Annotated in this window: 21 protein-coding genes; 12 read left to right on the forward strand and 9 right to left on the reverse strand. The window is 71.4% G+C overall.

Features of this window, described 5'->3' with window-relative positions; genetic code table 11:
• Together IF88_RS0106540 and IF88_RS0106545 are read right to left on the reverse strand one after the other, a co-directional pair.
• A complete protein-coding gene (locus IF88_RS0106540; RefSeq protein ID WP_030708193.1) occupies positions 1–651 on the reverse strand; it encodes an AIM24 family protein in 651 nt (216 codons plus the stop codon).
• A complete protein-coding gene (locus IF88_RS0106545; RefSeq protein WP_030009698.1) occupies positions 651–1,289 on the reverse strand; it encodes an AIM24 family protein in 639 nt (212 codons plus the stop codon). The genes IF88_RS0106540 and IF88_RS0106545 overlap by 1 nt, the downstream gene beginning before the upstream one ends.
• A 188-nt stretch (positions 1,290–1,477) precedes the next feature.
• Here IF88_RS0106545 and IF88_RS0106550 point away from each other — a divergent pair, with 188 nt between their 5' ends.
• Positions 1,478–1,822, forward strand: a complete 345-nt coding sequence (locus IF88_RS0106550) for a DUF3817 domain-containing protein (RefSeq protein ID WP_030708195.1) — start codon at positions 1,478–1,480, stop codon at positions 1,820–1,822.
• Positions 1,819–2,115, forward strand: coding sequence for an MTH1187 family thiamine-binding protein (locus IF88_RS0106555; protein ID WP_030708196.1), 297 nt, complete (start codon positions 1,819–1,821; stop codon positions 2,113–2,115). Before IF88_RS0106550 ends, IF88_RS0106555 begins: the two co-directional genes overlap by 4 nt.
• A 210-nt stretch (positions 2,116–2,325) precedes the next feature.
• On the opposite strand, the gene IF88_RS0106560 is transcribed toward IF88_RS0106555, so the two are convergent.
• Positions 2,326–3,345: a glycoside hydrolase family 6 protein gene (locus IF88_RS0106560; RefSeq protein WP_030708198.1), complete on the reverse strand. Its 1,020-nt coding sequence runs from the start codon at positions 3,343–3,345 to the stop codon at positions 2,326–2,328.
• 71 nt (positions 3,346–3,416) lie between these two features.
• Positions 3,417–4,415 (reverse strand): ArsR/SmtB family transcription factor, encoded by a 999-nt coding sequence (locus tag IF88_RS0106565; protein WP_030708200.1) that lies wholly within the window; start codon positions 4,413–4,415, stop codon positions 3,417–3,419.
• A 102-nt stretch (positions 4,416–4,517) separates the two neighbouring features.
• Between IF88_RS0106565 and IF88_RS40100 the strand changes: the two genes are divergently transcribed.
• The 4 genes from IF88_RS40100 (at position 4,518) to IF88_RS0106585 (ending at position 8,510) form a co-directional block, all read left to right on the forward strand.
• Entirely contained in the window at positions 4,518–5,774 is a 1,257-nt protein-coding gene (locus IF88_RS40100; protein WP_107050488.1) for an MFS transporter, read from the forward strand.
• A 21-nt stretch (positions 5,775–5,795) separates the two neighbouring features.
• Positions 5,796–6,305: a MarR family winged helix-turn-helix transcriptional regulator gene (locus IF88_RS0106575; protein ID WP_030708202.1), complete on the forward strand. Its 510-nt coding sequence runs from the start codon at positions 5,796–5,798 to the stop codon at positions 6,303–6,305.
• Positions 6,306–6,392: 87 nt separating this feature from the next.
• Entirely contained in the window at positions 6,393–6,722 is a 330-nt protein-coding gene (locus tag IF88_RS0106580) for a DUF3817 domain-containing protein (RefSeq protein ID WP_030708204.1), read from the forward strand.
• 87 nt (positions 6,723–6,809) lie between these two features.
• Positions 6,810–8,510, forward strand: a complete 1,701-nt coding sequence (locus IF88_RS0106585; protein ID WP_030708206.1) for an acyl-CoA mutase large subunit family protein — start codon at positions 6,810–6,812, stop codon at positions 8,508–8,510.
• Positions 8,511–8,588: 78 nt separating this feature from the next.
• On the opposite strand, the gene IF88_RS0106590 is transcribed toward IF88_RS0106585, so the two are convergent.
• Positions 8,589–9,209, reverse strand: coding sequence for a TetR/AcrR family transcriptional regulator (locus IF88_RS0106590; protein ID WP_030708208.1), 621 nt, complete (start codon positions 9,207–9,209; stop codon positions 8,589–8,591).
• A 272-nt stretch (positions 9,210–9,481) separates the two neighbouring features.
• On the opposite strand from IF88_RS0106590, the gene IF88_RS0106595 reads away from it, so the two are divergent.
• From IF88_RS0106595 to IF88_RS0106610, 4 genes are all read left to right on the forward strand, one after another.
• Positions 9,482–10,486 carry a tetratricopeptide repeat protein gene (locus tag IF88_RS0106595; protein WP_030708211.1) on the forward strand — a complete coding sequence of 335 codons (1,005 nt, stop codon included), beginning with the start codon at positions 9,482–9,484 and terminating at the stop codon, positions 10,484–10,486.
• Positions 10,487–11,089: 603 nt separating this feature from the next.
• Positions 11,090–11,728 carry a DUF6230 family protein gene (locus IF88_RS0106600; RefSeq protein WP_030708213.1) on the forward strand — a complete coding sequence of 213 codons (639 nt, stop codon included), beginning with the start codon at positions 11,090–11,092 and terminating at the stop codon, positions 11,726–11,728.
• A gap of 107 nt (positions 11,729–11,835) precedes the next feature.
• Positions 11,836–12,411, forward strand: a complete 576-nt coding sequence (locus IF88_RS0106605; RefSeq protein ID WP_030708215.1) for a DUF6114 domain-containing protein — start codon at positions 11,836–11,838, stop codon at positions 12,409–12,411.
• Positions 12,401–13,672: a hypothetical protein gene (locus IF88_RS0106610; protein WP_030708217.1), complete on the forward strand. Its 1,272-nt coding sequence runs from the start codon at positions 12,401–12,403 to the stop codon at positions 13,670–13,672. Before IF88_RS0106605 ends, IF88_RS0106610 begins: the two co-directional genes overlap by 11 nt.
• Positions 13,673–13,854: 182 nt before the next feature.
• Here the strand turns inward: IF88_RS0106610 and pyk are convergent, their stop codons facing one another.
• From pyk to pta, 3 genes are all read right to left on the reverse strand, one after another.
• Positions 13,855–15,288, reverse strand: coding sequence for a pyruvate kinase (pyk, locus tag IF88_RS0106620; protein WP_030708219.1), 1,434 nt, complete (start codon positions 15,286–15,288; stop codon positions 13,855–13,857).
• 64 nt (positions 15,289–15,352) lie between these two features.
• Complete coding sequence (locus tag IF88_RS0106625) at positions 15,353–16,582, reverse strand: acetate kinase (protein ID WP_030708220.1); 1,230 nt, start codon at positions 16,580–16,582, stop codon at positions 15,353–15,355.
• 44 nt (positions 16,583–16,626) lie between these two features.
• Positions 16,627–18,717, reverse strand: a complete 2,091-nt coding sequence (gene pta, locus IF88_RS0106630; protein WP_030708222.1) for a phosphate acetyltransferase — start codon at positions 18,715–18,717, stop codon at positions 16,627–16,629.
• Between the two features lie 224 nt (positions 18,718–18,941).
• Here pta and IF88_RS0106635 point away from each other — a divergent pair, with 224 nt between their 5' ends.
• Both IF88_RS0106635 and IF88_RS0106640 read left to right on the forward strand, forming a co-directional pair.
• Complete coding sequence (locus IF88_RS0106635) at positions 18,942–19,967, forward strand: ATP-dependent 6-phosphofructokinase (RefSeq protein WP_030708224.1); 1,026 nt, start codon at positions 18,942–18,944, stop codon at positions 19,965–19,967.
• Positions 19,968–20,207: 240 nt separating this feature from the next.
• Positions 20,208–22,229 (forward strand): hypothetical protein, encoded by a 2,022-nt coding sequence (locus tag IF88_RS0106640; RefSeq protein ID WP_030708226.1) that lies wholly within the window; start codon positions 20,208–20,210, stop codon positions 22,227–22,229.
• Between the two features lie 4 nt (positions 22,230–22,233).
• Here IF88_RS0106640 and IF88_RS0106645 read toward each other — a convergent pair whose 3' ends face one another.
• Positions 22,234–22,917, reverse strand: coding sequence for a helix-turn-helix domain-containing protein (locus IF88_RS0106645; protein WP_078892744.1), 684 nt, complete (start codon positions 22,915–22,917; stop codon positions 22,234–22,236).
• Positions 22,918–23,017 lie beyond the last annotated feature (100 nt).

The following is a 23,017-nucleotide window of genomic DNA, read 5'->3' on the forward strand; positions in this document are numbered from 1 at the left end:
TCACAGCTTCTCCTCGGAGGCCTGTACGTACACCGCGCCCTGGCCGGAGAGCTCCAGCTGGAACGCCTCGCCCGAGCCGCGGCCCACCATGTCCCGCCAGCCGAGCGCGGTGGAGAGCTTGTTGCGCACGTCGCCGTGGTGGGCGACGTACGCCTGCGGGTCCACGTGGATCGGGCGCTGAGGGGTGATGGGGAGCTCGATGACCCCGCCGTGGGCCATCACGGCGACCGAGCCGTGGCCCTTCAGGGTGGTGGTGAACAGACCCTGGCCGGTCACCTGACCGCGGACCATGCCCATGACGCCGCCCTGGGAGCCCATGAACATCGTGCCCTGCTGCAGGGTGCCGTCGAAGGCGAGCAGCCGGTCGGCCTCGACGTAGAGGGTCTCGCCGGTCAGGTTGATCACCTGGATGTGGTGGCCGCCGTGGCCGAACATCACGGTGCCGCTGCCCTCGACCGTCATCAGCGGGGTCTGCTCGTTCGCCACCCGGCGGCCGATCATGCCCATGACCCCGCCCTGACCACCCGTCAGGCTCGGGGTGAAGGAGACCTCGCCGCGGTACGCGAGCATGGCGCCGCGCTGGCTGAACATCTTCTGGCCCGGCACGACCTGCGCCTCGACCATCTTCGAGTTGATCTCGCGGAACGGCATCAGATGTCGCCCCCGACGGTGTTGCGCTCGCTGGGCTGCACGTACACCAGGCCCTCGCCCTCGAAGCGGATCTGGAACGCCTCGCCGGAACCCTCGCCGATCAGCGTGCGGAAGTTCACGCCGGACTGGAAGGACTGCTGGAGGTTGCCGGTGTGCGCGATGTACGCCCCCGGGTCGACGGAGAGCGGGTACTGGGCGCTCACGCGCAGCACCACCGCCGGACCGTCGGACATGATGGCCGCCTGGCCGGAGCCCTCGACGGTCGTGGTGAAGAGACCGTTGCCCGTCGTCGCACCGCGCAGGCCGGTGAACGTGGTGCCGGTCCGCAGACCGGCGTCGGTGCACAGCAGGTTGCTGGACTCGACGTAGAGCTTCTCGCCGCGCAGATTGACCAGATTGATCTCGCTGGCGCGGTCGGCGAAGAAGCAGGTGCCGTGTCCCTGTACCTCCATCACCGTCATCTGTTCGCCGGTCAGCCGGCGGGTCACCATGCCGCGGAGGCCTTCGCCACCGCCGGTCATCTTCTTGAAGGCCATCTGCCCGTCGTACGCGACCATGGAGCCGTTCTTCGCTTTCACGGCATCCCCGGTCAGGTCGACGGCCAGCACCTTGCTGCCTTGGAGTCGGAACTGAGCCACGGGAAGACGTTATCGGCACCGGGCGAACCCGAACAGGGCCCCGTGGCCGATATATGCCACACCTGGTCGATATCGGGGCGATGCCGGGGCGATCCGGGCCCGCCGCGGAGGGGAAGGGGTCGGGTCAAGATCCCGCAAAGCGGCTGAGACACTGGAACCGACCCAGGCCTCCACCCCGAAGGTTGAACGTGGACATCAAGACCGCCTCCGCCCTGCACCGTCTGCGACTCATCTCCGTTCCGGAGGCGCTGTCGTTCCCGGCCCTGCTGATCTTCGGCTCCATGCTGAGCCGGATCTCGGACATCGACTACCTGATGATGCCGCTCGGCGCCATCCACGGGATCCTGTTCCTCGCCTACCTGGTCCTCCTGATCGACGTCTGGACCAAGGCGAAGTGGCCGGCGAAGAGGGTCCTGCTGTTCTTCGTCCTCTCGCTGGTGCCGTTCGGCGGGCTGTACGGCGACAAGCTGCTCAAGCGGGAAGAGGCCGACAGCGTGGTGGCGGCCCGCGCGCGACAGGTGGCGCAAGCGTGATCGTCGCGTTCTCGGTGACCCCGCTGGGGGTCGGTGAAGAGGTCGGCGAGTACGTCGCCGACGCGGTCCGGGTGGTCCGCGAGTCCGGACTGCCGAACCGTACGGACGCGATGTTCACGACCGTCGAGGGCGAGTGGCACGAGGTCATGGACGTGGTCCGGCGCGCCGTGGCCGCGGTCGAGGAGCGGGCGCCGCGGGTCTCGTTCATCCTCAAGGCCGACATCCGGCCCGGTGTGAGCGACGGGATCACGTCGAAGGTGGAGACGGTGGAGCGGCACCTCGCCGGGGGCTGAGGCGCCCGGCTGCCGTGTCTGGTGTACCCGAAGCGCCCTTGGCCTCCCGGCCGGGGGTGCTTTCGCGTGTGCGGGCCGGTGGTGGGGGCCCCGGGCTGCGCCCGGCTTTCTGGGGCTCCGCCCCGGACCCCGCGCCTCACACGCCGGCGGGCTGGAAGAGCGGGGCTCCGCCCCGGACCCCGCGCCTCAGACGCCGGCGGGCTGGATCTGCTACTCCCTGGCTCGGCGGGCCAGGCCCAGGGCGTAGGGGGGCCACCAGGTGCCGGCTTTCGGGCCGCCGCGGCAGGGGCCGTCGGACTCGCCCGGGGGCTTGATCCACAGGTACGCGTCGACGAGCGGGTCGGCCGTGCGGTCGGTCGGCGGGGTTCCGAGGGCGCGGCCCGGCGGGTTGCACCAGGCCTGGGCGGGGTCGCCCGGCAGCGGGCCTTCGCCGTTGCGGCCGGTGTCGATGACGAAGTGTCTGTTCCCGGTCCGCTCGGAGATCCTGGCGCCGTACGCCCGGGCGGCCGCGTCGGGCTGGAAGCCGGAGACGTTGACGGCGAAGCCGTCCGCGTGCTCCAGGCCCGCCTTGGCGAGGGGCGGCACGAGGTCCGTCGGGTTCTTGACCGAGGCCGGATCGCCCGCGTCCAGGTAGACCTTGGTGTTGCGGTTCCGCTTGAGCCGGTCGACGGCCTCGGAGAGCAACCGGTAGCGCTCCGCGTGGTGTTCGGCCCGGGTGCAGCCGTCGACGGTGTGCGCGAGGGCGCCCGGCTCCAGGATGACGACGGCCTTGGTGGTCCCGATGCCGTCGGCGAAGGCGCCGATCCACTTGCGGTACGCCTGGGCGTTCGGGGCGCCGCCGGCCCGCGGCTGCCCGCAGTCGCGGTACGGGATGTTGTGCGCGGCGAGCAGCAGGGTCCGCCCGGCCGCCCGCGCCCCCGCCCCGGCCCGGCGGATCTCGGGTCCCGGGTCACCGCCCGGCCCCCACAGGGCCGTCGGCCGGTCCGCGATCCTGCGCAGCACCTGGGCGTCGCTGTTGCGGCCGGCCGCCTCCCAGGCGGCGACCTGCCGGGCCGCCTCGCTCCGCGGGTCCACCCAGTACGGGGACTCGGCGGCGGGCGCGCCCGGCGAGGCGGCCGCGGGCGGTCCCGGCGCGGGCGCCGGCCCGCCCGAGCAGGCCGGGGCGGCGGCGAGCAGCGCGAGGAGGCCGAGGACGGAGTGCAGGCGGCGTCTGGGGGCGGCGGAGGGCATCCGGCTTCCTCGGGACGAAGGGTCGGGCAGCGGACCGGGATATCGTGACATAACGGTCAGTCGCCGTCCCCTTACGACACCGTGGGGTCGCCGCTCGCGAGGGCGATGGCCAGCGGGGTGCGCTCGTAGAGCACCTGGTGGCCGTGGCGGGCGGAGATGAGCAGGCCCGCCGCGTGCAGGGTGCCGAGATGCGCCGAGACCGTGGACGGGGCGAGGCCGAGCCGGTGGGCCAGTGCCGTGGTGGAGGACGGTTCGTCCAGCGCGCACAGCACGTCGGCCCGGGCCCGCCCCAGCAGGCGGGCGAGCGCGGCCGGGGTGTCCTCCCGTACCGGGGTCCACAGGGCGCCGACCCCCCGGGCCGGGTAGACCACGGTCGGCTGCCAGGGCGGGTCGAAGCCGCCCGCGATCTGCGGCCAGACGAAGGCGCTCGGCATGAGCACGAGGCCCTGGCCGCCCAGAACGCGTTCGTGGTGCGACGGCCGCTCGATGGTCAGGGTGAGGGAGGCGGCGTCCCACGAGAGGTCGGGGTGCAGACCGTCGAAGAGCGACTCCAGGCCGCCGGCCGCGAGGCGGCGCGTGTGGAAGAGGACATCGGCCTCCAGCAGGGCCCGCAGGCGCGGCCAGTGCGGCTCGACCAGGACGCTCCAGGCCCGTTCGATCAGATCGGCCAGCTCCTGCACCGACCGCGCCGGATCGGCGAGCAGGGCCCGGCCCGCTTCGCTGTCGAGCGCGCCCGGCGTACAGGCCAGGGCCTTGCGCATGTCCTCGCGCGCCGCGGCCGGATCGGCCGCGCGGATCAGCGCGAGCTCCTCCTCGAAGCTGACTCCGGGGCCGCTCGGCGGCGGGCTGATGAAGTCCGTACTGTGCCCCCGGCGCGGCATCAGCAGCCACAGCGGCCGCAGGTCCAGCCCGTCGGCGGCGGCCCGGATCCGCCGCAGCCAGGGCAGGTGGTAGCCCTGCCGGTCCGGGCGGTTCAGGGTGCGCACCGCCTCCTGGGTCTCCCACGCGGGCGACAGCGCGAACCGGCACCGCAGCAGGTCCCGGTGTCCGAAGCGATGGTGCAGGCCCATCCCGGCCCCCCTCCCCACACGTGTGCGTCGCCTCAATACCTCAATATTCGGGTACGGACGAATCTCTGGAGCGCGGCGGCTCCGGTGCGGACGCTGGACCCCATGCCAGCCGACACCCAGGCGCCCGCGCGGTCCACGCCGTCACCGGGCTACCGCTCCGTCTTCCGGACCCGAGAATTCCGCCCCGTCTTCGCCGCCCACCTGATGTCCGTACTCGGCGTCGTCGTCGCCGAGATCTCCCTCACCGTGCTCGTCTACCGCGCCACCGGCTCACCCCTGATGAGCGCGCTCACCTTCGCCCTCGGCTTCCTCCCGTACGCCCTCGGCGGCACGCTGCTCGCCGGGATCGCCGACCGGCACCCCGCCCGGCGGGTGCTCGTCGCGTGCGACCTCGTCTGCGCGGCCTGCGCGACGGCCATGATCCTGCCGGGCACGCCCGTCGCCGTGCTCCTCGCCCTGCGCTGCGCGATGGCCTTCGTGGCGCCGCTCTTCCAGGGCACGCGCAACGCCTCCCTCGCCGACATCCTCGGCCCCGGCGACACCTTCGTCCTGGGCCGCTCGCTGATGCGCATGGTGGCCCAGAGCGCCCAGCTCGTCGGATTCGGCCTCGGCGGACTGCTGCTCACCGTGCTCGCACCGCGCGGGGCCATCGCCCTCACCGCCGCCGGATTCCTCGGATCCGCGCTGCTGCTGCGCCTGGGCACGCGCAGCCGGCCCGCCCGTACGAGCGCCCGTACCTCCCCCCTCGCCGGACTGCGCGCCGTCCTCGGCCGGCGCCGGCTGCGCGCGCTCACCCTGCTCTTCTGGCTGCCGCCCGTCTTCCTCGTGGTGCCCGAGGCGCTGCTCGCCCCCTACGTCGACGGCATCGGCGCCGGGACCGCGGTCCTCGGGCTGCTGATGTGCGCGATGCCCGTCGGCACCATCACCGGTGAACTCTGGGCCGGCTCCGCCCTCACCGCCCGGACGCGATCGCGGATCGTGGCCCCGCTCGCCGCCGCCGGTCTGCTGCCGCTCCTGCTCTTCGCCGGCCGGCCGGGCGTGCCCCTCCTGCTGACCGCGCTGCTGCTCGCCGGCCTGGCCCACGCCTACACCCTCGGGCTGGACCAGTGGTACGTCGACGCGGTGCCCGAGGAGCTGCGCGGACGGGCGATGACCCTGCTCAGCACCGGCCTGATGACCCTCCAGGGAGTGGGCATGGCCCTGGCCGGTCTCGCTGCCGAGTTCCTGCCGGTGCACGCGGTCGTCACCGGTTCCGGGATCCTCGGCACGGCCGTCGTCCTGCTGCTCCTCGCCGAACTCCGGGCCGCCGCCCGGCAGGAGGGGGGACTGAAGGATGAGACGGCCCCCGCCGCGAAGTGACCTCCCGGTAGGGTCGGGGACGTGCCCAAGCCGCTCAGCCTTCCCTTCGACCCCATCGCCCGCGCCGACGAGCTCTGGCAGCAGCGCTGGGGGCCCGTGCCCTCGATGGCCGCGATCACCTCGATCATGCGGGCGCACCAGATCCTGCTCAGCGAGGTCGACGCCGTGGTCAAGCCGTACGGGCTGACCTTCGCGCGGTACGAGGCCCTGGTGCTGCTCACCTTCTCCAAGGCCGGGGAACTGCCGATGTCGAAGATCGGCGAGCGTCTGATGGTCCACCCGACCTCGGTGACGAACACCGTGGACCGGCTGGTGAGGTCCGGGCTGGTCGACAAGCGGCCCAACCCGAACGACGGCCGCGGCACCCTCGCCTCCATCACGGAGAAGGGCCGCGAGGTGGTCGAGGCGGCCACGAAGGACCTGATGGCGATCGAGTTCGGCCTCGGCGCCTACGACGCCGAGGAGTGCGCGGAGATCTTCGCGCTGCTGCGCCCGCTGCGGGTGGCCGCCGCGGACTTCGAGGAGTCCTGAGGCGGACCCGGGCGGACCCCCGGGCCCGTCCCGCGATCACCGGGGCCGCGTCAAGATCGAGCAAAACGGACGGTTAGGCTCGTCCGCATGAAACGAAGCGTGCTGACCCGCTACCGCGTCATGGCCTACGTGACCGCGGTCATGCTCCTGATCCTCTGTGCCTGCATGGTGGCGAAGTACGGCTTCGACACCGGCGCCGGCCTGACCTTCGCGGTCTCGCAGGCCCACGGCGTCCTCTTCATGATCTACCTGGTCTTCGCCTTCGACCTGGGCTCCAAGGCCAAGTGGTCCTTCGGCAAGCTCCTCTGGGTGCTCGTGTCGGGCACGATTCCGCTGGCCGCCTTCTTCGTCGAGCGCAAGGTCCGCGCCGAGGTGGAACCGCTGGTCAGCGACTCGCTGGCGACCGCCAAGGCCTGATACGAGGCGAGCGTCACCCACCCCCGGGGCGGGTCCCCGGGGGTTGCCCATCGACATTTACTAGGACGTCCTAGTAAATTCATGGGTATGGACGCAGACGCCATCGAGGAGGGCCGCCGTCGCTGGCAGGCCCGGTACGACAAGGCCCGCAAGCGCGAGGCCGATTTCACGACGCTCTCCGGAGATGACGTCGACCCCGTCTACGGGCCCCGGCCCGGCGACGCGTACGAGGGGTTCGAGCGCATCGGGTGGCCCGGGGAGTACCCGTACACCCGGGGGCTGCACGCCACCGGCTACCGCGGGCGGACCTGGACCATCCGGCAGTTCGCCGGGTTCGGCAACGCCGAGCAGACCAACGAGCGCTACAAGATGATCCTGGCCGCCGGCGGCGGCGGGCTCTCCGTGGCCTTCGACATGCCGACCCTCATGGGGCGCGACTCCGACGACCCCCGCTCGCTGGGCGAGGTCGGGCACTGCGGGGTCGCCATCGACTCCGCCTCCGACATGGAGATCCTGTTCAAGGACATCCCGCTGGGTGACGTCACGACCTCGATGACGATCTCGGGCCCCGCCGTGCCCGCCTTCTGCATGTACCTGGTCGCCGCCGAGCGGCAGGGTGTGGACCCCGCCGTGCTCAACGGCACGCTCCAGACCGACATCTTCAAGGAGTACATCGCCCAGAAGGAGTGGCTCTTCGAACCCGAGCCGCACCTGCGCCTCATCGGCGACCTGATGGAGTACTGCACCAAGGGCATCCCGGCCTACAAGCCGCTGTCCGTCTCGGGCTACCACATCCGCGAGGCCGGGGCCACGGCCGCGCAGGAGCTCGCCTACACCCTCGCCGACGGTTTCGGTTACGTGGAGCTCGGCCTCTCCCGCGGCATGGACGTGGACGCCTTCGCGCCCGGCCTCTCCTTCTTCTTCGACGCGCACCTCGACTTCTTCGAGGAGATCGCCAAGTTCCGCGCCGCCCGCCGCATCTGGGCGCGCTGGATGAAGGAGGTCTACGGGGCGAAGAGCGAGAAGTCGATGTGGCTGCGCTTCCACACCCAGACCGCCGGCGTCTCCCTGACCGCGCAGCAGCCGTACAACAACGTCGTGCGCACCGCCGTGGAGGCCCTCGCGGCCGTCCTCGGCGGCACCAACTCCCTGCACACCAACGCCCTCGACGAGACCCTCGCCCTGCCGAGCGAGCAGGCGGCCGAGATCGCCCTGCGCACCCAGCAGGTGCTGATGGAGGAGACCGGCGTCGCCAACGTGGCGGACCCGCTGGGCGGTTCCTGGTTCGTGGAGCAGCTCACCGACCGCATCGAGGCCGACGCCGAGAAGATCTTCGAGCAGATCAAGGAGCGCGGCCTGCGCGCCCACCCGGACGGACAGCACCCCATCGGACCGATCACCTCGGGCATCCTGCGCGGCATCGAGGACGGCTGGTTCACCGGGGAGATCGCCGAGTCGGCCTTCCAGTACCAGAGGTCGCTGGAGAAGGGCGACAAGCGGGTCGTCGGCGTCAACGTCCACCACGGGTCGGTCACCGGGGACCTGGAGATCCTCCGGGTCAGCCACGAGGTGGAGACCGTCCAGGTACGGGAGCTGACGGCGCGCAAGGCCCGGCGCGACGACGCCAGGGTCACCGCCTCCCTGAAGGCCATGCTCGACGCCGCCCGGGACGGGTCGAACATGATCCCGGCCATGCTGGACGCGGTGCGCGCCGAGGCCACGCTGGGCGAGATCTGCAACGTCCTGCGCGACGAGTGGGGCACCTACACGGAGCCGCCGGGCTTCTAGCCCCGCGCCCCCGCCGCACGGTGTGAGACGGCCGGCCGCGGTGCCCCCTACGGGCGCCGCGGCCGGCCGTTTCGCCGCTCAGGCCGCGGCGGGGCCGCGCAGGCCGTGCATCAGGAGGGCCGTGAAGGTGGCCACCCAGAGTTCGTCCACCGGTTCGGAGCTCACCAGGGCGCGGTGCACCACCGTGCCCGCGATCACGTCGAAGATCAGGTCCGTGGTGCGGTCCGCGAGGGACTCGTCCTCCTCGTACGGGAGTTCACCGCGGGCCTGGGCCCGTTCGCGTCCCAGTACGACGAGACGTTTCTGCCGGTCCACGATCGCCGACCGGATCCGGTCGCGCAGGGCCTCGTCGCGGGTGGACTCGGCGACGACCGCCATCAGGGCCGTACGGGCCTCCGGGCGCCGCAGCAGCGCCGCGAACTGCAGGACGACGTTCTCGATGTCGGCTTCGAGGGAGCCCCGGTCCGGGAGTTCGAGCGCGTCGAAGAGCTCCGCCACCGCGTCCACGACCAGTTCGTTCTTGCCCGCCCAGCGCCGGTAGAGGGTGGTCTTGGCGACCCCCGCGCGGGCCGATACGTCGCCCATCGTCAGCTTCGACCAGCCCAGCTCGACCAGCGCGTCCCGGGTCGCGGCGAGGATGGCGGTGTCCGCGGCGGCGCTGCGGGGACGACCGGTGCGGCCGGGGCTGGGGTTGCGCATGGCCGAGACCATACCCGCCGGTAGCCGAGGCGCCCGCTGTGGCTCAGATCACGGGACGCGAAACGCCCCGGACGGCCGCCGGGGGAGTTACGCTACGGCTCGTAGCGTAAGAGCGACAACCACGCGAAGGGCTACAGGCGCCAGGTGGGGACCCGGCGCCGATCAGCACCACGACCAGTATCGGACCAGCACCACGATCGCGACGGACGGCCGGTACGGCCAATTCACGCGATCTTTTTCGTCGGCGCGCGCACACGGGGGAGGATGTACGCATGCAGCCCAGAAACATGTCCATGAGCGGCGTCGTCGACCTCGCCGCGGTGAAGGCGGCCGGCGAGGCCAAGGCCAAGGCCGAGCAGGCCCGCGCCGAAGCGGCACGCCAGGCCGGCCAGGGTGGCGGGGCGGGCCCCTCCGCCGGCGCGGTGCCGCCGTCCGCGCTCGTCATCGACGTAGACGAGGCCGGCTTTGAACGCGATGTGCTCCAGCTCTCCGCCGAGGTCCCGGTCGTCCTGGACTTCTGGGCCGAGTGGTGCCAGCCGTGCAAACAGCTCAGCCCGCTGCTGGAGCGTCTGACCGTCGAGGCGAACGGCCGCCTCGTGCTGGCCAAGGTCGACGTCGACGCCAACCAGATGCTGATGCAGCAGTTCCAGATCCAGGGCATCCCGGCGGTCTTCGCCGTGGTCGCCGGTCAGGTGCTGCCGCTCTTCCAGGGCGTGGCCCCCGAGGAGCAGATCCGCGAGACCCTGGCCCAGCTGGTGCAGGTCGCCGAGGAGCGCTTCGGGATCATCGGCATCGAGGTGGACCCGAACGCGGAAGGGGCCGCTCCGGCCGCCCCGACCGAGACCGAGGCCCCGGCCGGCCCGTACGACGCCCTGCTGGAGGCGGCCGTCGTCGCGCTGGACGCCGGTGACCTGGGCGGCGCGGTGCAGGCGTACAAGAACGTGCTCGTGGACGACCCGGCCAACACCGAGGCCAAGCTGGGCTTGGCCCAGGCCGAGCTCCTCGCCCGCGTCCAGCACATGAACCCGCAGGCGGTGCGTGCCGCGGCGGCCGAGAACCCGAAGGACCCGGCGGCCCAGATCGCGGCGGCCGACCTCGACCTGGTCGGCGGTCACGTGGAGGACGCGTTCGGGCGTCTGGTGGACACCGTGCGCGTCACGTTCGGTGAGGACCGGGACGCCGTGCGGCTACGGCTGCTGGAGATGTTCGAGGTCATCGGTGCCGACGACCCGCGGGTGTCCGCGGCGCGTACGGCGCTCGCGCGGGTGCTCTTCTAGGCCCGATCCGACCCGATCCGCCCGATCCGGCCCGGCTCCGGGCGGCCGGCGATTTGTTGACACGTAGATGAACAGCGGCCGCGCTTTACCAAAACTTGGTAATCGCGGCCGCTGTTACTCGCAGTAAATCGAACCCCGTGAACTGTCCGGTGTGTTCACCATTCCACCGTTCTGTCGTGGCCCCGGGTAACACCCTGTGTTGCTGCCCGACCGCGGCAGGTCGTACTCAGGTTATCTGCCCGTTACCCGCCAGTAACGAACCCCCTTGTGCCCCGGCCGGGAATGGACCACGATCGGCGACGCTCGGTCCTTCCCGCAGAGCCGCTCACTCGGAGCCGCGGTGAAGGGTCCCCACCGAGTCGGCCTGTGGCAGTGGCACCGGCCGTGGGACAGGGGGGTCTCTGCCACACCGGCGGGGCCTGTCCTCCAGGTTGCGCGAACGCGTGGCCCAGTGGTTGTCGCTCGGGGGTGATCGCCGGTGTTTCGGACGTGGCACAGCCGCGGCCCGGCCGCCTGCGCTCCTTCCCGAGGACGTAGCACTTCTCCCATCCCAGGACGGGCACGGCCCGGACCGGAGATGTACGTCCGAGAAGGAGGAACGAAATGAGTTCTCAGGTTCGTGGCGGGACCAGATGGAAGCGCTTCGCGCTCGTCATGGTGCCGAGCATCGCGGCCACGGCCGCGGTCGGTGTGGGTCTGGCGCAGGGTGCCCTCGCGGCGTCCTTCAGCGTCTCCGGCCAGGACTTCAAGGTCTCGGCCGACAAGCTTGACGGTGACAACCTCATTCAGTACGGCGGTATCGCCGAGGGGCACGACCTCAAGGGCAATGCGCAGCACCACCCGGTCACCATCTCCGGGTTCAGCCACGCCGAGATCACCAACATGTGCCAGTCACTGGTGACCCCGACGCCGCTGGGCAACATCACGCTGCAGCTGCGCACCGGTCACAAGGGCAAGCCGGCCGTCGCCGACAACATCTACCTGGATGTTGCCGAGCTCGACACCGACGCCGAGTTCAAGAACCTGGACATCGGCGTCGCCGTCGGCGACTCGAGCCACAAGACCAAGCCGCAGGCCGGCACGGTCGCCAGCCCGTACGCGTTCTCGCAGCGCGCCGACAAGGCGATCCTGACGAACGTGCGCCAGAAGGCGTGGGCGACGACGGCGGGAACCTTCAAGCTTCCCGACCTGAAGCTGCGCCTGCTCGGCGGCGACCAGCCGTGCTACCAGGACGCGAACTGATCCGTCCAGGCGAGTGACCGGAGGGGCGGTCGGCGGCGCACGTCGCCGCCCGCCCGTCCGGGCTCCACAGAGTTCTCCGTACCACCGTTTCCAGGGAGCTGTTGTCCATGAACCCCCAGGCCCCGGTTTACGTTCGCGCTGAAGACGACGCCTGGCTCACCGTGGCGTGGTACCAATTCCACGCCTGGCGAGGGCGCCGTCCCTTCTGGGCCGGGCTGTTCACGTTCGTCAGCGGCTTCCCCATCGCGTACTTCCCGTACGCGGACCTCCGGCTCGGCAACCTGAGCCTCGCGATGGCCACCACCGGCGGCGCCGGAGCGCTGATCATCGGTGTCCTGCTGATCACGCTGGGCCTGGCTCTCTGGTTCCAGCAGGCCATCCGGGTCTTCGCCGGTGTCGCCTCGATCCTGCTGGCTCTGGTCTCGCTGCCGGTCTCCAACCTCGGCGGCTTCGGGCTGGGCTTCGTACCGGCCCTGATCGGCGGCGCGCTCGCGCTGGCCTGGGTCCCCGGGCAGCCGGGGGACGAGGAGCCGGCCGACCAGCGCCAGGGCGGGCTGGACATGGCCAAGGCGGAGGCGATGGCGGGTCTCCAGGACTTCCCGGGGCAGCGCGAAACGGAAATGCCGGCACACGCGAGCGAGACGACTGCCCACGCCGATGGCGGGAGGAACAGTGCGGGGTGACGAGACGCAGCGGGGCGTGGCCCCAGGCGCAGAGTCCCGGGAGACCAAGGGGCCGCGCCACGCGGCGCCCAGGAAGTCGCTGCTGAACAAGATCCAGATACCCGTCGGCAAGACGATGGCGCTCGCGGCGATGCCGACGGCCGTGTTCGTCGGGATGGGCATGGCGCCGAAGCTGGCCGTGGCCGACGACAAGGAGATCCCCTTCGCGCCCGGCCCGTGCGTCACGCGGTCCGACCAACCCGCGGAGTCCGAGTCGAAGTCGCCGTCCCCCACGCCGTCGACGACGCCCTCGCCGAGCACCTCGCCCGGCGCGACGCCCTCGCCGTCCGCGTCGGCGGCCGCGAAGCCGAAGCCGAAGACGAGCGCCTCGCCGTCGGCGACCCAGCCCCCGGCGAAGCAGGAGACGGCCCCGGCCGCCACCCCGACGCCGACCAAGAGCACGAACCCGCTGGACCCGCTGGGTGTCGGCGACGCGCTCAAGGGCCTCGTCGACGAGCTCGGCCGGCCCCTCAAGGACGGCCTGCCGAAGACGACCCCGACGCCCACCCCCACGCCCTCGACGACCGCCAAGCCGACCCCGGACCCGGCCGCGGACGCGATCCGGGACGCGGCGAAGCAGTCGGGCGTCGACGTCTCGGAGCTGTCCGACGAGGTCAAGGACACCGCGAAGACCCCGAAGGACGAGACGGGCAAGGCGGGCGAGCGCGAGAACAAGGACAAGGACAAGGGAGAGGCCAAGCCCGAGGAGTCGAAGGACCCGGACGGGAAGGAACCCTTCCCCTGCCCGACCTACGACGCCAAGGCGCTGGCCGACGCCGAGCTGGAGCAGGGCATCCCGCTCCTGCCGGACGAGCCCTGGTACCTCGACAGCTCGCTGCTGACCCTCTACGGCCTGGACTACCACGGCATCGTCGAGGTGAAGACCGGCAGCGGCAAGATCAAGAAGGTCCTGAAGTTCACCGCGGACTCGCTGGACATCAAGGACCTGTACCAGACGGTCGGCAAGGACGGGAACGTCGCTCACCTGAAGTCCCGTCCGGGCTCCACGTCCAAGATCCGCGGCGGCACGGTGACGATGTACACCGAGAGCCTCAAGGGGAACCTGTTCGGGCTGATCCCGATCGAGTTCACCCCGAACAGCCCGCCGCCCCTGAACGTCCCGTTCGCGTTCTTCACGGACGTCAAGGTCATCCAGGCCGGCCAGTTCGGCGGCACCCTGACCGTCCCGGGCCTGAAGAACTACATCGGCCCGCCGGAGTAGTCCCGTACGGCAGCGCTCACCTGGAACACGCTCACCTGGAACACGCTCACCTGGAACAGGTCACCTGGAAACACGGTCACCCGGAGACACACCGAGGGCGGCACCCCGGATCCCGATCGGATCCGCGGTGCCGCCCTCGGTCTCTGTGCGGCAGAGTCCAGGCTTCAGGCGGTGCGGCGGCGTCAGTCGCGGCCGGCGTCGCCGCCCAGGTGGTGGACCCGGACCATGTTGGTCGTGCCCGGGACGCCGGGGGGCGAGCCGGCGGTGATGACCACGGTGTCGCCCTCGTTGTAGCGGCCGAGCTTGAGCAGCTCGCCGTCCACCAGGTCGACCATCGCGTCGGTGTTGTCCACGTGCGGGACGACGTACGACTCGACGCCCCAGCTCAGCGAGAGCTGGTTGCGGGTGTTCACGTCCGTGGTGAAGGCCAGGATCGGCTGCGTGGAGCGGTAGCGCGACAGGCGGCGGGCGGTGTCCCCGGACTGGGTGAAGGCGATGAGCGCCTTGCCGTCGAGGAACTCCGCGATCTCGCAGGCCGCGCGGGCGACGGAGCCGCCCTGGGTACGGGGCTTCTTGCCCGGGACCAGCGGCTGGAGGCCCTTGGAAAGGAGCTCCTCCTCGGCCGCCGTGACGATCTTCGACATCGTCTTGACGGTCTCGATCGGGTAGGCGCCCACCGAGGACTCGGCGGACAGCATGACCGCGTCCGCGCCGTCGAGGATCGCGTTGGCGACGTCGGAGGCCTCGGCGCGGGTCGGGCGGGAGTTGGTGATCATCGACTCCATCATCTGGGTCGCGACGATCACCGGCTTGGCGTTGCGGCGGCACATCTCGATGAGCCGCTTCTGGACCATCGGGACCTTCTCGAGCGGGTACTCGACGGCGAGGTCGCCACGGGCCACCATGACCGCGTCGAAGGCGTCGACCACGGCCGCCATGTTCTCGACGGCCTGCGGCTTCTCCACCTTGGCGATGACGGGGACCCGGCGGCCCTCCTCGTCCATGACCTTGTGGACGTCCTTGACGTCGCTGGCGTCGCGGACGAAGGACAGGGCGACCATGTCGCAGCCCATCCGCAGGGCGAAGCGCAGGTCGTCGACGTCCTTCTCCGACAGGGCGGGGACGTTCACGGCGGCACCCGGCAGGTTGATGCCCTTGTGGTCCGAGATGACACCGCCCTCGATGACGATGGTCCGGACCCGGGGGCCCTCGACCTCGGTCACCCGGAGCTCGACGTTGCCGTCGTTGATCAGGATCTGGTCACCCTTGGCGACGTCGCCCGGGAGGCCCTTGTAGGTGGTGCCGCAGATGGACTTGTCGCCCGGGACGTCCTGGGTGGTGATGGTGAACTCGTCACCGCGCACCAGCTCGACGGGACCCTCGGCGAAGGTCTCCAGACGGATCTTCGGGCCTTGGAGGTCGGCGAGGACGCCGACGGCGCGCCCGGTGTCCTCGGAGACCTGCCGGACGCGGTCGTACCGCTCCTGGTGTTCTGCCTGGGATCCGTGGCTGAAGTTGAATCGGGCCACGTTCATACCTGCCTCGATGAGCGCTTTCAGCTGCTCATACGAGTCGACGGCGGGGCCCAGCGTGCAGACGATTTTGGAACGGCGCATGACTGGATCCTATCGGTTTGTTTCGTAGCGGAATATTCCGTCTGGCGGAAAGTCCAAGACGCGGCTACTGAGCAACGGTAACGAAGGCGTACGCCTGGGTGGCGATCTCCAGTTCCTCATCCGTCGGGACCACCGCCACGGCCACCCGTGCATACTCCGCCGAGACCAGCCGCGGCTCCGGGGAGCCCGCCGCGTTGGCCTGAAGGTCCAGCGCCAGGCCCAGCTCGGCCAGGCCGTCCAGCGCGGCCTCGCGGACCTGGTGGGCGTTCTCGCCGACCCCGGCCGTGAACGCCACCGCGTCCACCCGCCCCAGGACCGCCGAGTAGGCGCCGATGTACTTCTTCAGCCGGTGGACGTACGCGGCGAAGGCGAGGCTCGCCGCCTCGTCGCCCTCGCCCGCCCGCCGGAGCACCTCGCGCATGTCGTTGTCGCCGCACATGCCCAGCAGACCGCTCTTCTTGTTCAGGAGCGAATCGATCTCATCCACCGAGAGGCCCCCCACCCGCGCCAGGTGGAAGACGACCGCCGGATCGATATCGCCCGAACGGGTCCCCATGACCAGACCCTCCAGCGGGGTCAGGCCCATCGACGTCTCCACGCACACGCCGCCCCGGACCGCCGAGGCGGAGGCGCCGTTGCCCAGGTGCAGCACGATCACGTTCACGTCCTCCACCGGCCTGCCGAGCAGCGCGGCCGTCGCCCGGGAGACGTAGGCGTGGGAGGTGCCGTGGAAGCCGTACCGCCGGATGGAGTACGCGTCGGCCGTCGCGGCGTCGATCGCGTACCGCGCCACGTACTCCGGCATCGTCGAGTGGAAGGCGGTGTCGAAGACCGCCACCTGCGGGATGTCCGCGCGCAGCGAGCGCGCCACCTCGATGCCCGTCACGTTCGCCGGGTTGTGCAGCGGGGCCAGCGGGATCAGGTTCCGGATCTCCGCCAGCACCTCGTCGTCGATCACGGTCGGCTGGGTGAAGCGCGTCCCACCGTGCACCACCCGGTGCCCCACCGCGGCCAGTTCGGGGGAGTCCAGGCCCATCCCGTCGGCGGCGAGCTCCGCGGCCACGGCCTTCAGCGCGGCCTCGTGGTCCGCGATCGGGCCGAGCCTCTCGCGCTTGCCGCCGGCGGCGTCCGGGGCCGAGTCCCCGGTGATCCGCTCGTGCACCAGCCGCGAGGTCTCCTCGCCGATCCGCTCCACCAGGCCGACCGCGAGCCGGGACCGGTCCGCCATGTCGAGGAGCTGGTATTTGACCGACGAGGAGCCGGAGTTGAGGACGAGTACGCGCGAAGCGGTCACGATGAGGGTCTTTCCTTGTCTCGGGCGGCGGGGTGGGGAGGGGATCAGGCGGTGGCCGCGGACGACGGCCCGCCCTGCGCCTGGATCGCGGTGATGGCCACGGTGGTGACGATGTCCTGCACGAGCGCGCCGCGCGAGAGGTCGTTCACCGGCTTGCGCAGGCCCTGGAGCACCGGGCCGACCGCCACCGCGCCCGCCGAACGCTGCACGGCCTTGTACGTGTTGTTGCCGGTGTTGAGGTCGGGGAAGATCAGCACCGTCGCGCGGCCGGCCACCTGCGATCCGGGCAGCTTGGTCGCGGCGACCGAGGGCTCCACGGCCGCGTCGTACTGGATCGGGCCCTCGACCTGGAGGTCGAGGCGCTGCTCGCGGACGAGCTCGGTGGCCTTGCGGACCTTGTCCACGTCCGCGCCCGAACCGGAGGTGCCGGTCGAGTACGAGAGCATCGCGATCCGCGGGTCGACGCCGAAGGCGGCGGCGGTGGCGGCCGACTGGACGGCGATGTCGGCGAGCTGCTCGGCGTTCGGGTCCGGGTTGACGGCGCAGTCGCCGTAGACGAGGACCCGGTCGGCCAGGCACATGAAGAAGACCGAGGAGACGATGGACGCCTCCGGCTTGGTCTTGATGATCTCGAAGGCGGGGCGGATGGTCGCCGCCGTGGAGTGCACCGAACCGGAGACCATGCCGTCGGCCAGGCCCTGCTGGACCATCAGAGTGCCGAAGTAATTGACGTCGGTGACCACGTCGTTGGCGAGCTCGACGGTCATGCCCTTGTGGGCGCGGACCTTGGCGTAGTACTCGGAGAAACCTTCCCGCAGGGGGGAGGTCGCCGGGTCGATCAGCTGCGCGCCCGAGATGTCGACGCCGAGGTCGCCGGCCTTCTTCAGGATCGCCTGCTCGTCGCCCAGCAGGGTCAGGTCGCAGACGCCCCGGCGCAGCACCACGTCCGCGGCGCGCAGCACGCGCTCCTCGGTGCCCTCGGGCAGGACGACGCGGCGGCGCTCCGAGCGGGCCCGCTCCAGCAGCTCGTGCTCGAACATCATCGGGGTGACCCGCTCCGAGCGGGCCACCGAGAGCAGGTCGCGCAGCTCGCCGGTGTTCACGTGCCGTTCGAAGAGGCCGAGCGCGGTCTCCAGCTTGCGCGGGGTCGCGGAGTTCAGCCGGCTCTGGAGCGAGAAGAGTTCGGCGGCGGTCGGGAAGCTGTTGCCGGCCACCGACACCACGGGCGTGCCCGGGGCCAGCTTCGAGGCGAGCGCCAGGACTTCCTTGCTCGGCCGCTCGTTCAGGGTGAGCAGCACACCGGCGATCGGCGGGGTGCCGGAGGTGTGCGCGGCCAGCGCGCCGACGACCAGGTCGGAGCGGTCCCCGGGAGTGACGACCAGGCATCCGGGGGTCAGGGCGTTCAGGAAGTTCGGCAGCATGGCACCGCCGAAGACGAAGTCCAGGGCGTCGCGGGCCAGCCCGGCCTCGTCGCCGAGGAGCACCTCGCCGCCGAGCGCCCGGGTGATCTGGGCGACGGTCGGGGCGGAGAGCGACTTGTCGTCCGGCAGCACGTAACAGGGCACGGGGAGCCGGGCGGCCAGCCGCTCGGCTATGAGGTCGCGGTCCTCCGGGGCCACCCGGTTGACGACCATCGCGACGACGTGGCAGCCGAGGGTCTCGTAGGCCCGGTAGGCGTTGCGGGCCTCGGCGCGCACCGCCTCGGCGTGGTGCTTGGTGCCGCCGACGACGGGGACGACGAGCGCGCCCAGCTCGTTGGCGAGGCGGGCGTTGAGCGCCAGCTCGTCCGGGAGGTTGGTTTCCGCGTAGTCGGTGCCGAGGACGAGCATGACCTCGTAGTCGCGGGCCACTCGGTGGTAGTGGTCGACCAGCCGGGAGACGAGTTCGTCGGTGCCCTTCTCGGCCAGGATCGCCGAGGCCTCCTGGTACTCCATCCCGTACGCCGTCGCGGAGTCCTGCTCGATCCGGTAGCGGGCCTTCAGGAGCTCGAAGAGGCGGTCCGGTCCGTCGTGGAGCAACGGACGGTAGACGCCGACCCGGCCCGTCTGCCGGGTCAGGAGCTCCATGATCCCCAGCTCGACGACCTGGCGGCCGTCGCCCCGCTCGATACCGGTCACGTACACGCTGCGCGTCACGCCCGCACTCCGTCCCATGCTGTGGATATCTGTTTGGTCTGGCTTGACCTCTTGACAATACCTCTGCCAATAGATAGGGCGCCCCCCGGGAAAGGGCCTGGCCAGGAGGGTCGAAAGGCCCGGGAACCGGAGCGGCGCAGAACGCGCGGCACCCCGGGCCCGTGGAACAATCGGACAGGCTTCACCATTACGCCCTTCATATGTACGGCAGGAGACACAGCACGATGCGTATCGGAGTTCTCACCGCAGGCGGCGACTGTCCGGGGCTCAACGCTGTCATCCGGTCGGTCGTACACCGCGCCCTGGTCGGGCACGGGGACGAGGTCATCGGTTTCGAGGACGGGTTCAAGGGCCTCCTCGACGGCCACTTCCGCCCCCTCGACATCAATGCCGTCAGCGGCATTCTCGCCCGCGGCGGCACGATCCTCGGCTCGGCGCGCATGGAGCGCGCCCGCCTGCACGAGGCCGCCGAGAACGCCGCCGAACTGGCGACGCGCTACGGCATCGACGCCCTCATCCCGATCGGCGGCGAAGGCACCCTGACCGCCGCCCGGATGCTGTCGGACGCCGGGATGCCGGTCGTCGGCGTGCCCAAGACCATCGACAACGACATCTCCTCCACCGACCGCACCTTCGGCTTCGACACCGCCGTCATGGTCGCCACCGAGGCCATCGACCGCCTCAAGACCACCGCCGAATCCCACCAGCGCGTGATGGTCGTCGAGGTGATGGGCCGCCACGCGGGCTGGATCGCTCTGGAGTCCGGCATGGCCGGCGGCGCCCACGGCATCTGCCTGCCGGAGCGTCCCTTTGAGGTGGACGCCCTGGTGAAGATGGTGGAAGAACGGTTCTCCCGCGGTAAGAAGTTCGCCGTCATCTGCGTCGCCGAGGGCGCGCACCCGGCCGAGGGCTCCATGCCGTACGAGAAGGGCGCCATCGACCAGTACGGTCACGAGCGCTTCGCCGGCATCGGCAACCGCCTCGCGATCGAGCTGGAGCACCGCCTCGGCAAGGAGGCCCGCCCGGTCATCCTCGGCCACGTCCAGCGCGGCGGCGTGCCCACCGCGTACGACCGCGTGCTCGCGACCCGCTTCGGCTGGCACGCCGTCGAGGCCGTCCACCGCGGCGACTACGGCAACATGACCGCCCTGCGCGGCACCGACATCGTGATGGCCCCGCTCGCCTCCGCGACCACCGAGCTGAAGACGGTCCCCGAGGACCGCATCTACGAGGCGGAGTCCGTCTTCTGATCCGCCCGGCCGGGACCTCCGCCCCTGCCGGGCCGGGCCCTTCGGCCCCGCTTTCCCGCCGGACGGCCCCGCAGCCGGCCCTCCGGGGCCGCTCCGTGCCTCCGCGCCTCCGCGCCCCGGTCCCCGGTGGTTAGGATTCCGGCCGGGGGACCGGCCGGCCGAGTCGCGTGACGGACCGGGCCCGCACGCCGGGCCCCCTCCTCCGCTCGCACGCACTCGATGGAAAGGTGCCCCCCTCCCGTGGCGACCAGCTCCGCCGTCCGGACCGCCGAACCGGTCGAGAACCCACCGGGACCCCGGGTCACCGGCCCTGCCGCACGGCGCAGCCCCACCGTCCTCGCCGCGGCCCTCGCCGCGTCCTGGGCGGTGCCGCTGCTGCTCCACGCCGTCGCCCTCGACGTGCTGCTCCTCCCCGTCCTGGTCCTCACGACCGCCGCCCTGATCCGGGTCGGCGGCGGACTGCTCGACCGTCTCGTGGTCGCGGCCTTCCTGCTCTGCGGCGCCGTGATGGGCTTCGGCCTGCTCTTCTCCGTCTGGCCGTGGGGCCTGGCCCCCGTGCCCGGAGCCGGCCTGCTGCTGACGGTCGCCTCCGTCTCCGGCTGGCTGGCCCGCCGCCGGCCCGGCGTCCCGCTGCGGCTGCGCGGCTCGGACGCGCTGGTCGCCGGCACCGTGGCCGTGGTCTGGCACTACGTCCACCACCCGGTGGCCGGCAAGTCGGCCGCCGACCGGCTGGCCTACTTCGTCACGTCCGAGGACCGGATGGGGCACTTCTCGTACTTCACCGGCATCCGGCAGGTCGGCGGCTACGCCTTCCTCCACCAGGACGCCGCCCGGACGTACATGATGACGCCGTCCGAGGCGGTCTACCCGCAGGGCTCCCACTTCCTGCTGGCCTGGGTCGACGCCCTGGTGACCTCCTCCGCCGAGGCGGGCTCCGCCCTCGCCATGACGAACCGGTACTTCCTCTACGTCCTGGCCGCCTACGCACTGTTCTGCGGGGCGCTGGTCTGGGCCGCCCGCTGGATCGGCGGCCCCCGCCTGCGCGGCTGGCGCGCGGCCGCGGTCTGCGCCACCGCCGCCGCGGTGATGATGTCCGGATCGATGGCTGAGCTGATCGAGCGGGGCTTCGACTCCGAGACCGTCGGCCTGCTGTTCCTGGCCGTCGCCCTGGCCCTGCTGGTGCGGCCCGCGGCGGGCCGCACCGAGTTCGTCCTCCTCGCGGCGGCCGGCCTGATCGCCGTCACCTACGTCTACAACCTCTACGGCGCCCTCGTCGGCATCGCCCTGGTCGCGGTGCTGCTCGTCCACCGCCGCCGGTTCGCCGGGCGGTGGATCCCGGTCCTCGGGGCACTGGCGGCCGCCACTCTCGTGGCGGGACTGCCCAGTGCCTTCTCCGTCCTCACCAAGCTGGACGTCGCCAAGACCTCGAACCTGGCCGGCCCGATGGTCATCCCCGACCGCCCGGTGTTCATCGGGCTCGGACTGCTCGCCGTGGTCGCGGCCACCCTCCCGGTGAACCGCCGGACGGGCACCGGGCGGACGCTGCTGGCCCTCGTCCTCGGCGGGGCCGCGCTGATCGGCGTCTTCGGCGCCTGGCAGAAGCACACCATCGGCTACTACTCGTACTACTTCGAGAAGCTGACCGCCGCCGGGCTGGTGATCGCCCTGCTCTCGCTCGGCCTGATCGGACTGATGCTGCCGCCCGCCGGCGGGACGACGGGCCCGGCGCTGCGCCGCCGCGCGGACCTCCTGCTGCGTTCCTGCCTCGCGGCGGCCGCGGCGCTGGCGCTCTTCGGCGGCGTCCAGTGGGGCGTGCCCTCCGGCTGGGGCCACCCCTCGGCCTGGTACGGCAGCCCCCTGCTCAAGTGGAGCCGGGGCGAGGCGAAGAGCGGCGACATCGGCCCGCCGGCCGCCGCCCTCACCGGGCGCGACCTGCCCGGCGTCACCTCCCCGGTGATCGCCCTGTACGGCAACGACGCCTACCTCAACCTGAGGTCGACCTTCCTCGCCCAGATCCTCACCCACCAGGCCGGCACCATGGTCGGGCTGTACGAGGTCTTCTACGTCAAGGTCGGCGGACCCGCGACGGCCGGGGAGGAGGAGTACCAGGCGTCGCTGGGCCACCTGAAGACCGCGATCGCCTCGTGCCCGGCCCCGCCGACCGTCCTGGTGGGCGACCGGAAGACCGCAGACCGGCTCAGGAACGACCTGGCGGCCGCCGGCAGCGCGGCCACCGTGGTCCACGCGCCGCTGCCCTCGTAGTGGCCTAGGTCGTGCCACCCGCGAGCTGCCAGAAGCGGTCCACGATCTCGACGAGGAACTCGCGGCCGGCGTCGCCGCTGCCGGCCTCGCCCCCGCCGCCGCCCCAGCTGAGCGTCGCCACCATCCGCGACTGGTAGTCGCCGTGCAGCTGCTCCAGCACCCATTCCAGGTTGGCCTTGGGGATCGGCAGCAGCTTGCCGAGCGGCTTCACGTACGCCTGCCAGCGCGTGGTCACCGCACTGCGCAGCAGGTCGGCCAGCTCCTCCTGTTTGCCGGTGGCCGTCACGAACTGGGCCAGCGTCAGACCGAGCACCGAGGCGAGGGCGGCGGACTGCCGTTCGTTGCCCTTCCAGCGCCCGGTGTCCTCCATCTTCTGGTACGAGTTCGTCTCCAGGCCGATCCGCCGGGCCAGTTCGTCCGCGGCGAGCCCCCGGGACATCCGGTGCTCCCGCAGGGTGACCGGCTCGGCGAGCAGCTCCCCGGGAGCGCACCAGAGCACGCCCGCGAGCGCCGTGAGTTCGACCGAAGAGGGCGATATCTCGCCACGCTCCCAGGCCATCACCGTCTCGGGCGCGACGACGAGTCCGTACTGGGCGCGCAGGCCGTAGGCGACATGTCCGGGAGCCATGCCCAGGGCCGCGCGCAGACGACGCGCGGCGGGGGCATTGAAAGGTGGGCTGGAGTGCACACCGCACACCGTAGGAGTGGCCGGGCGACGGCGCCTACAGACCAAACAAACAAGCCCATACCTCGTAGGAAAGTCCTATGGAGATAAGGGCTTTCGTCGG

Source organism: Streptomyces sp. NRRL F-2580 (assembly GCF_000720115.1).
Classification (GTDB): Bacteria; Actinomycetota; Actinomycetes; order Streptomycetales; family Streptomycetaceae; genus Streptomyces.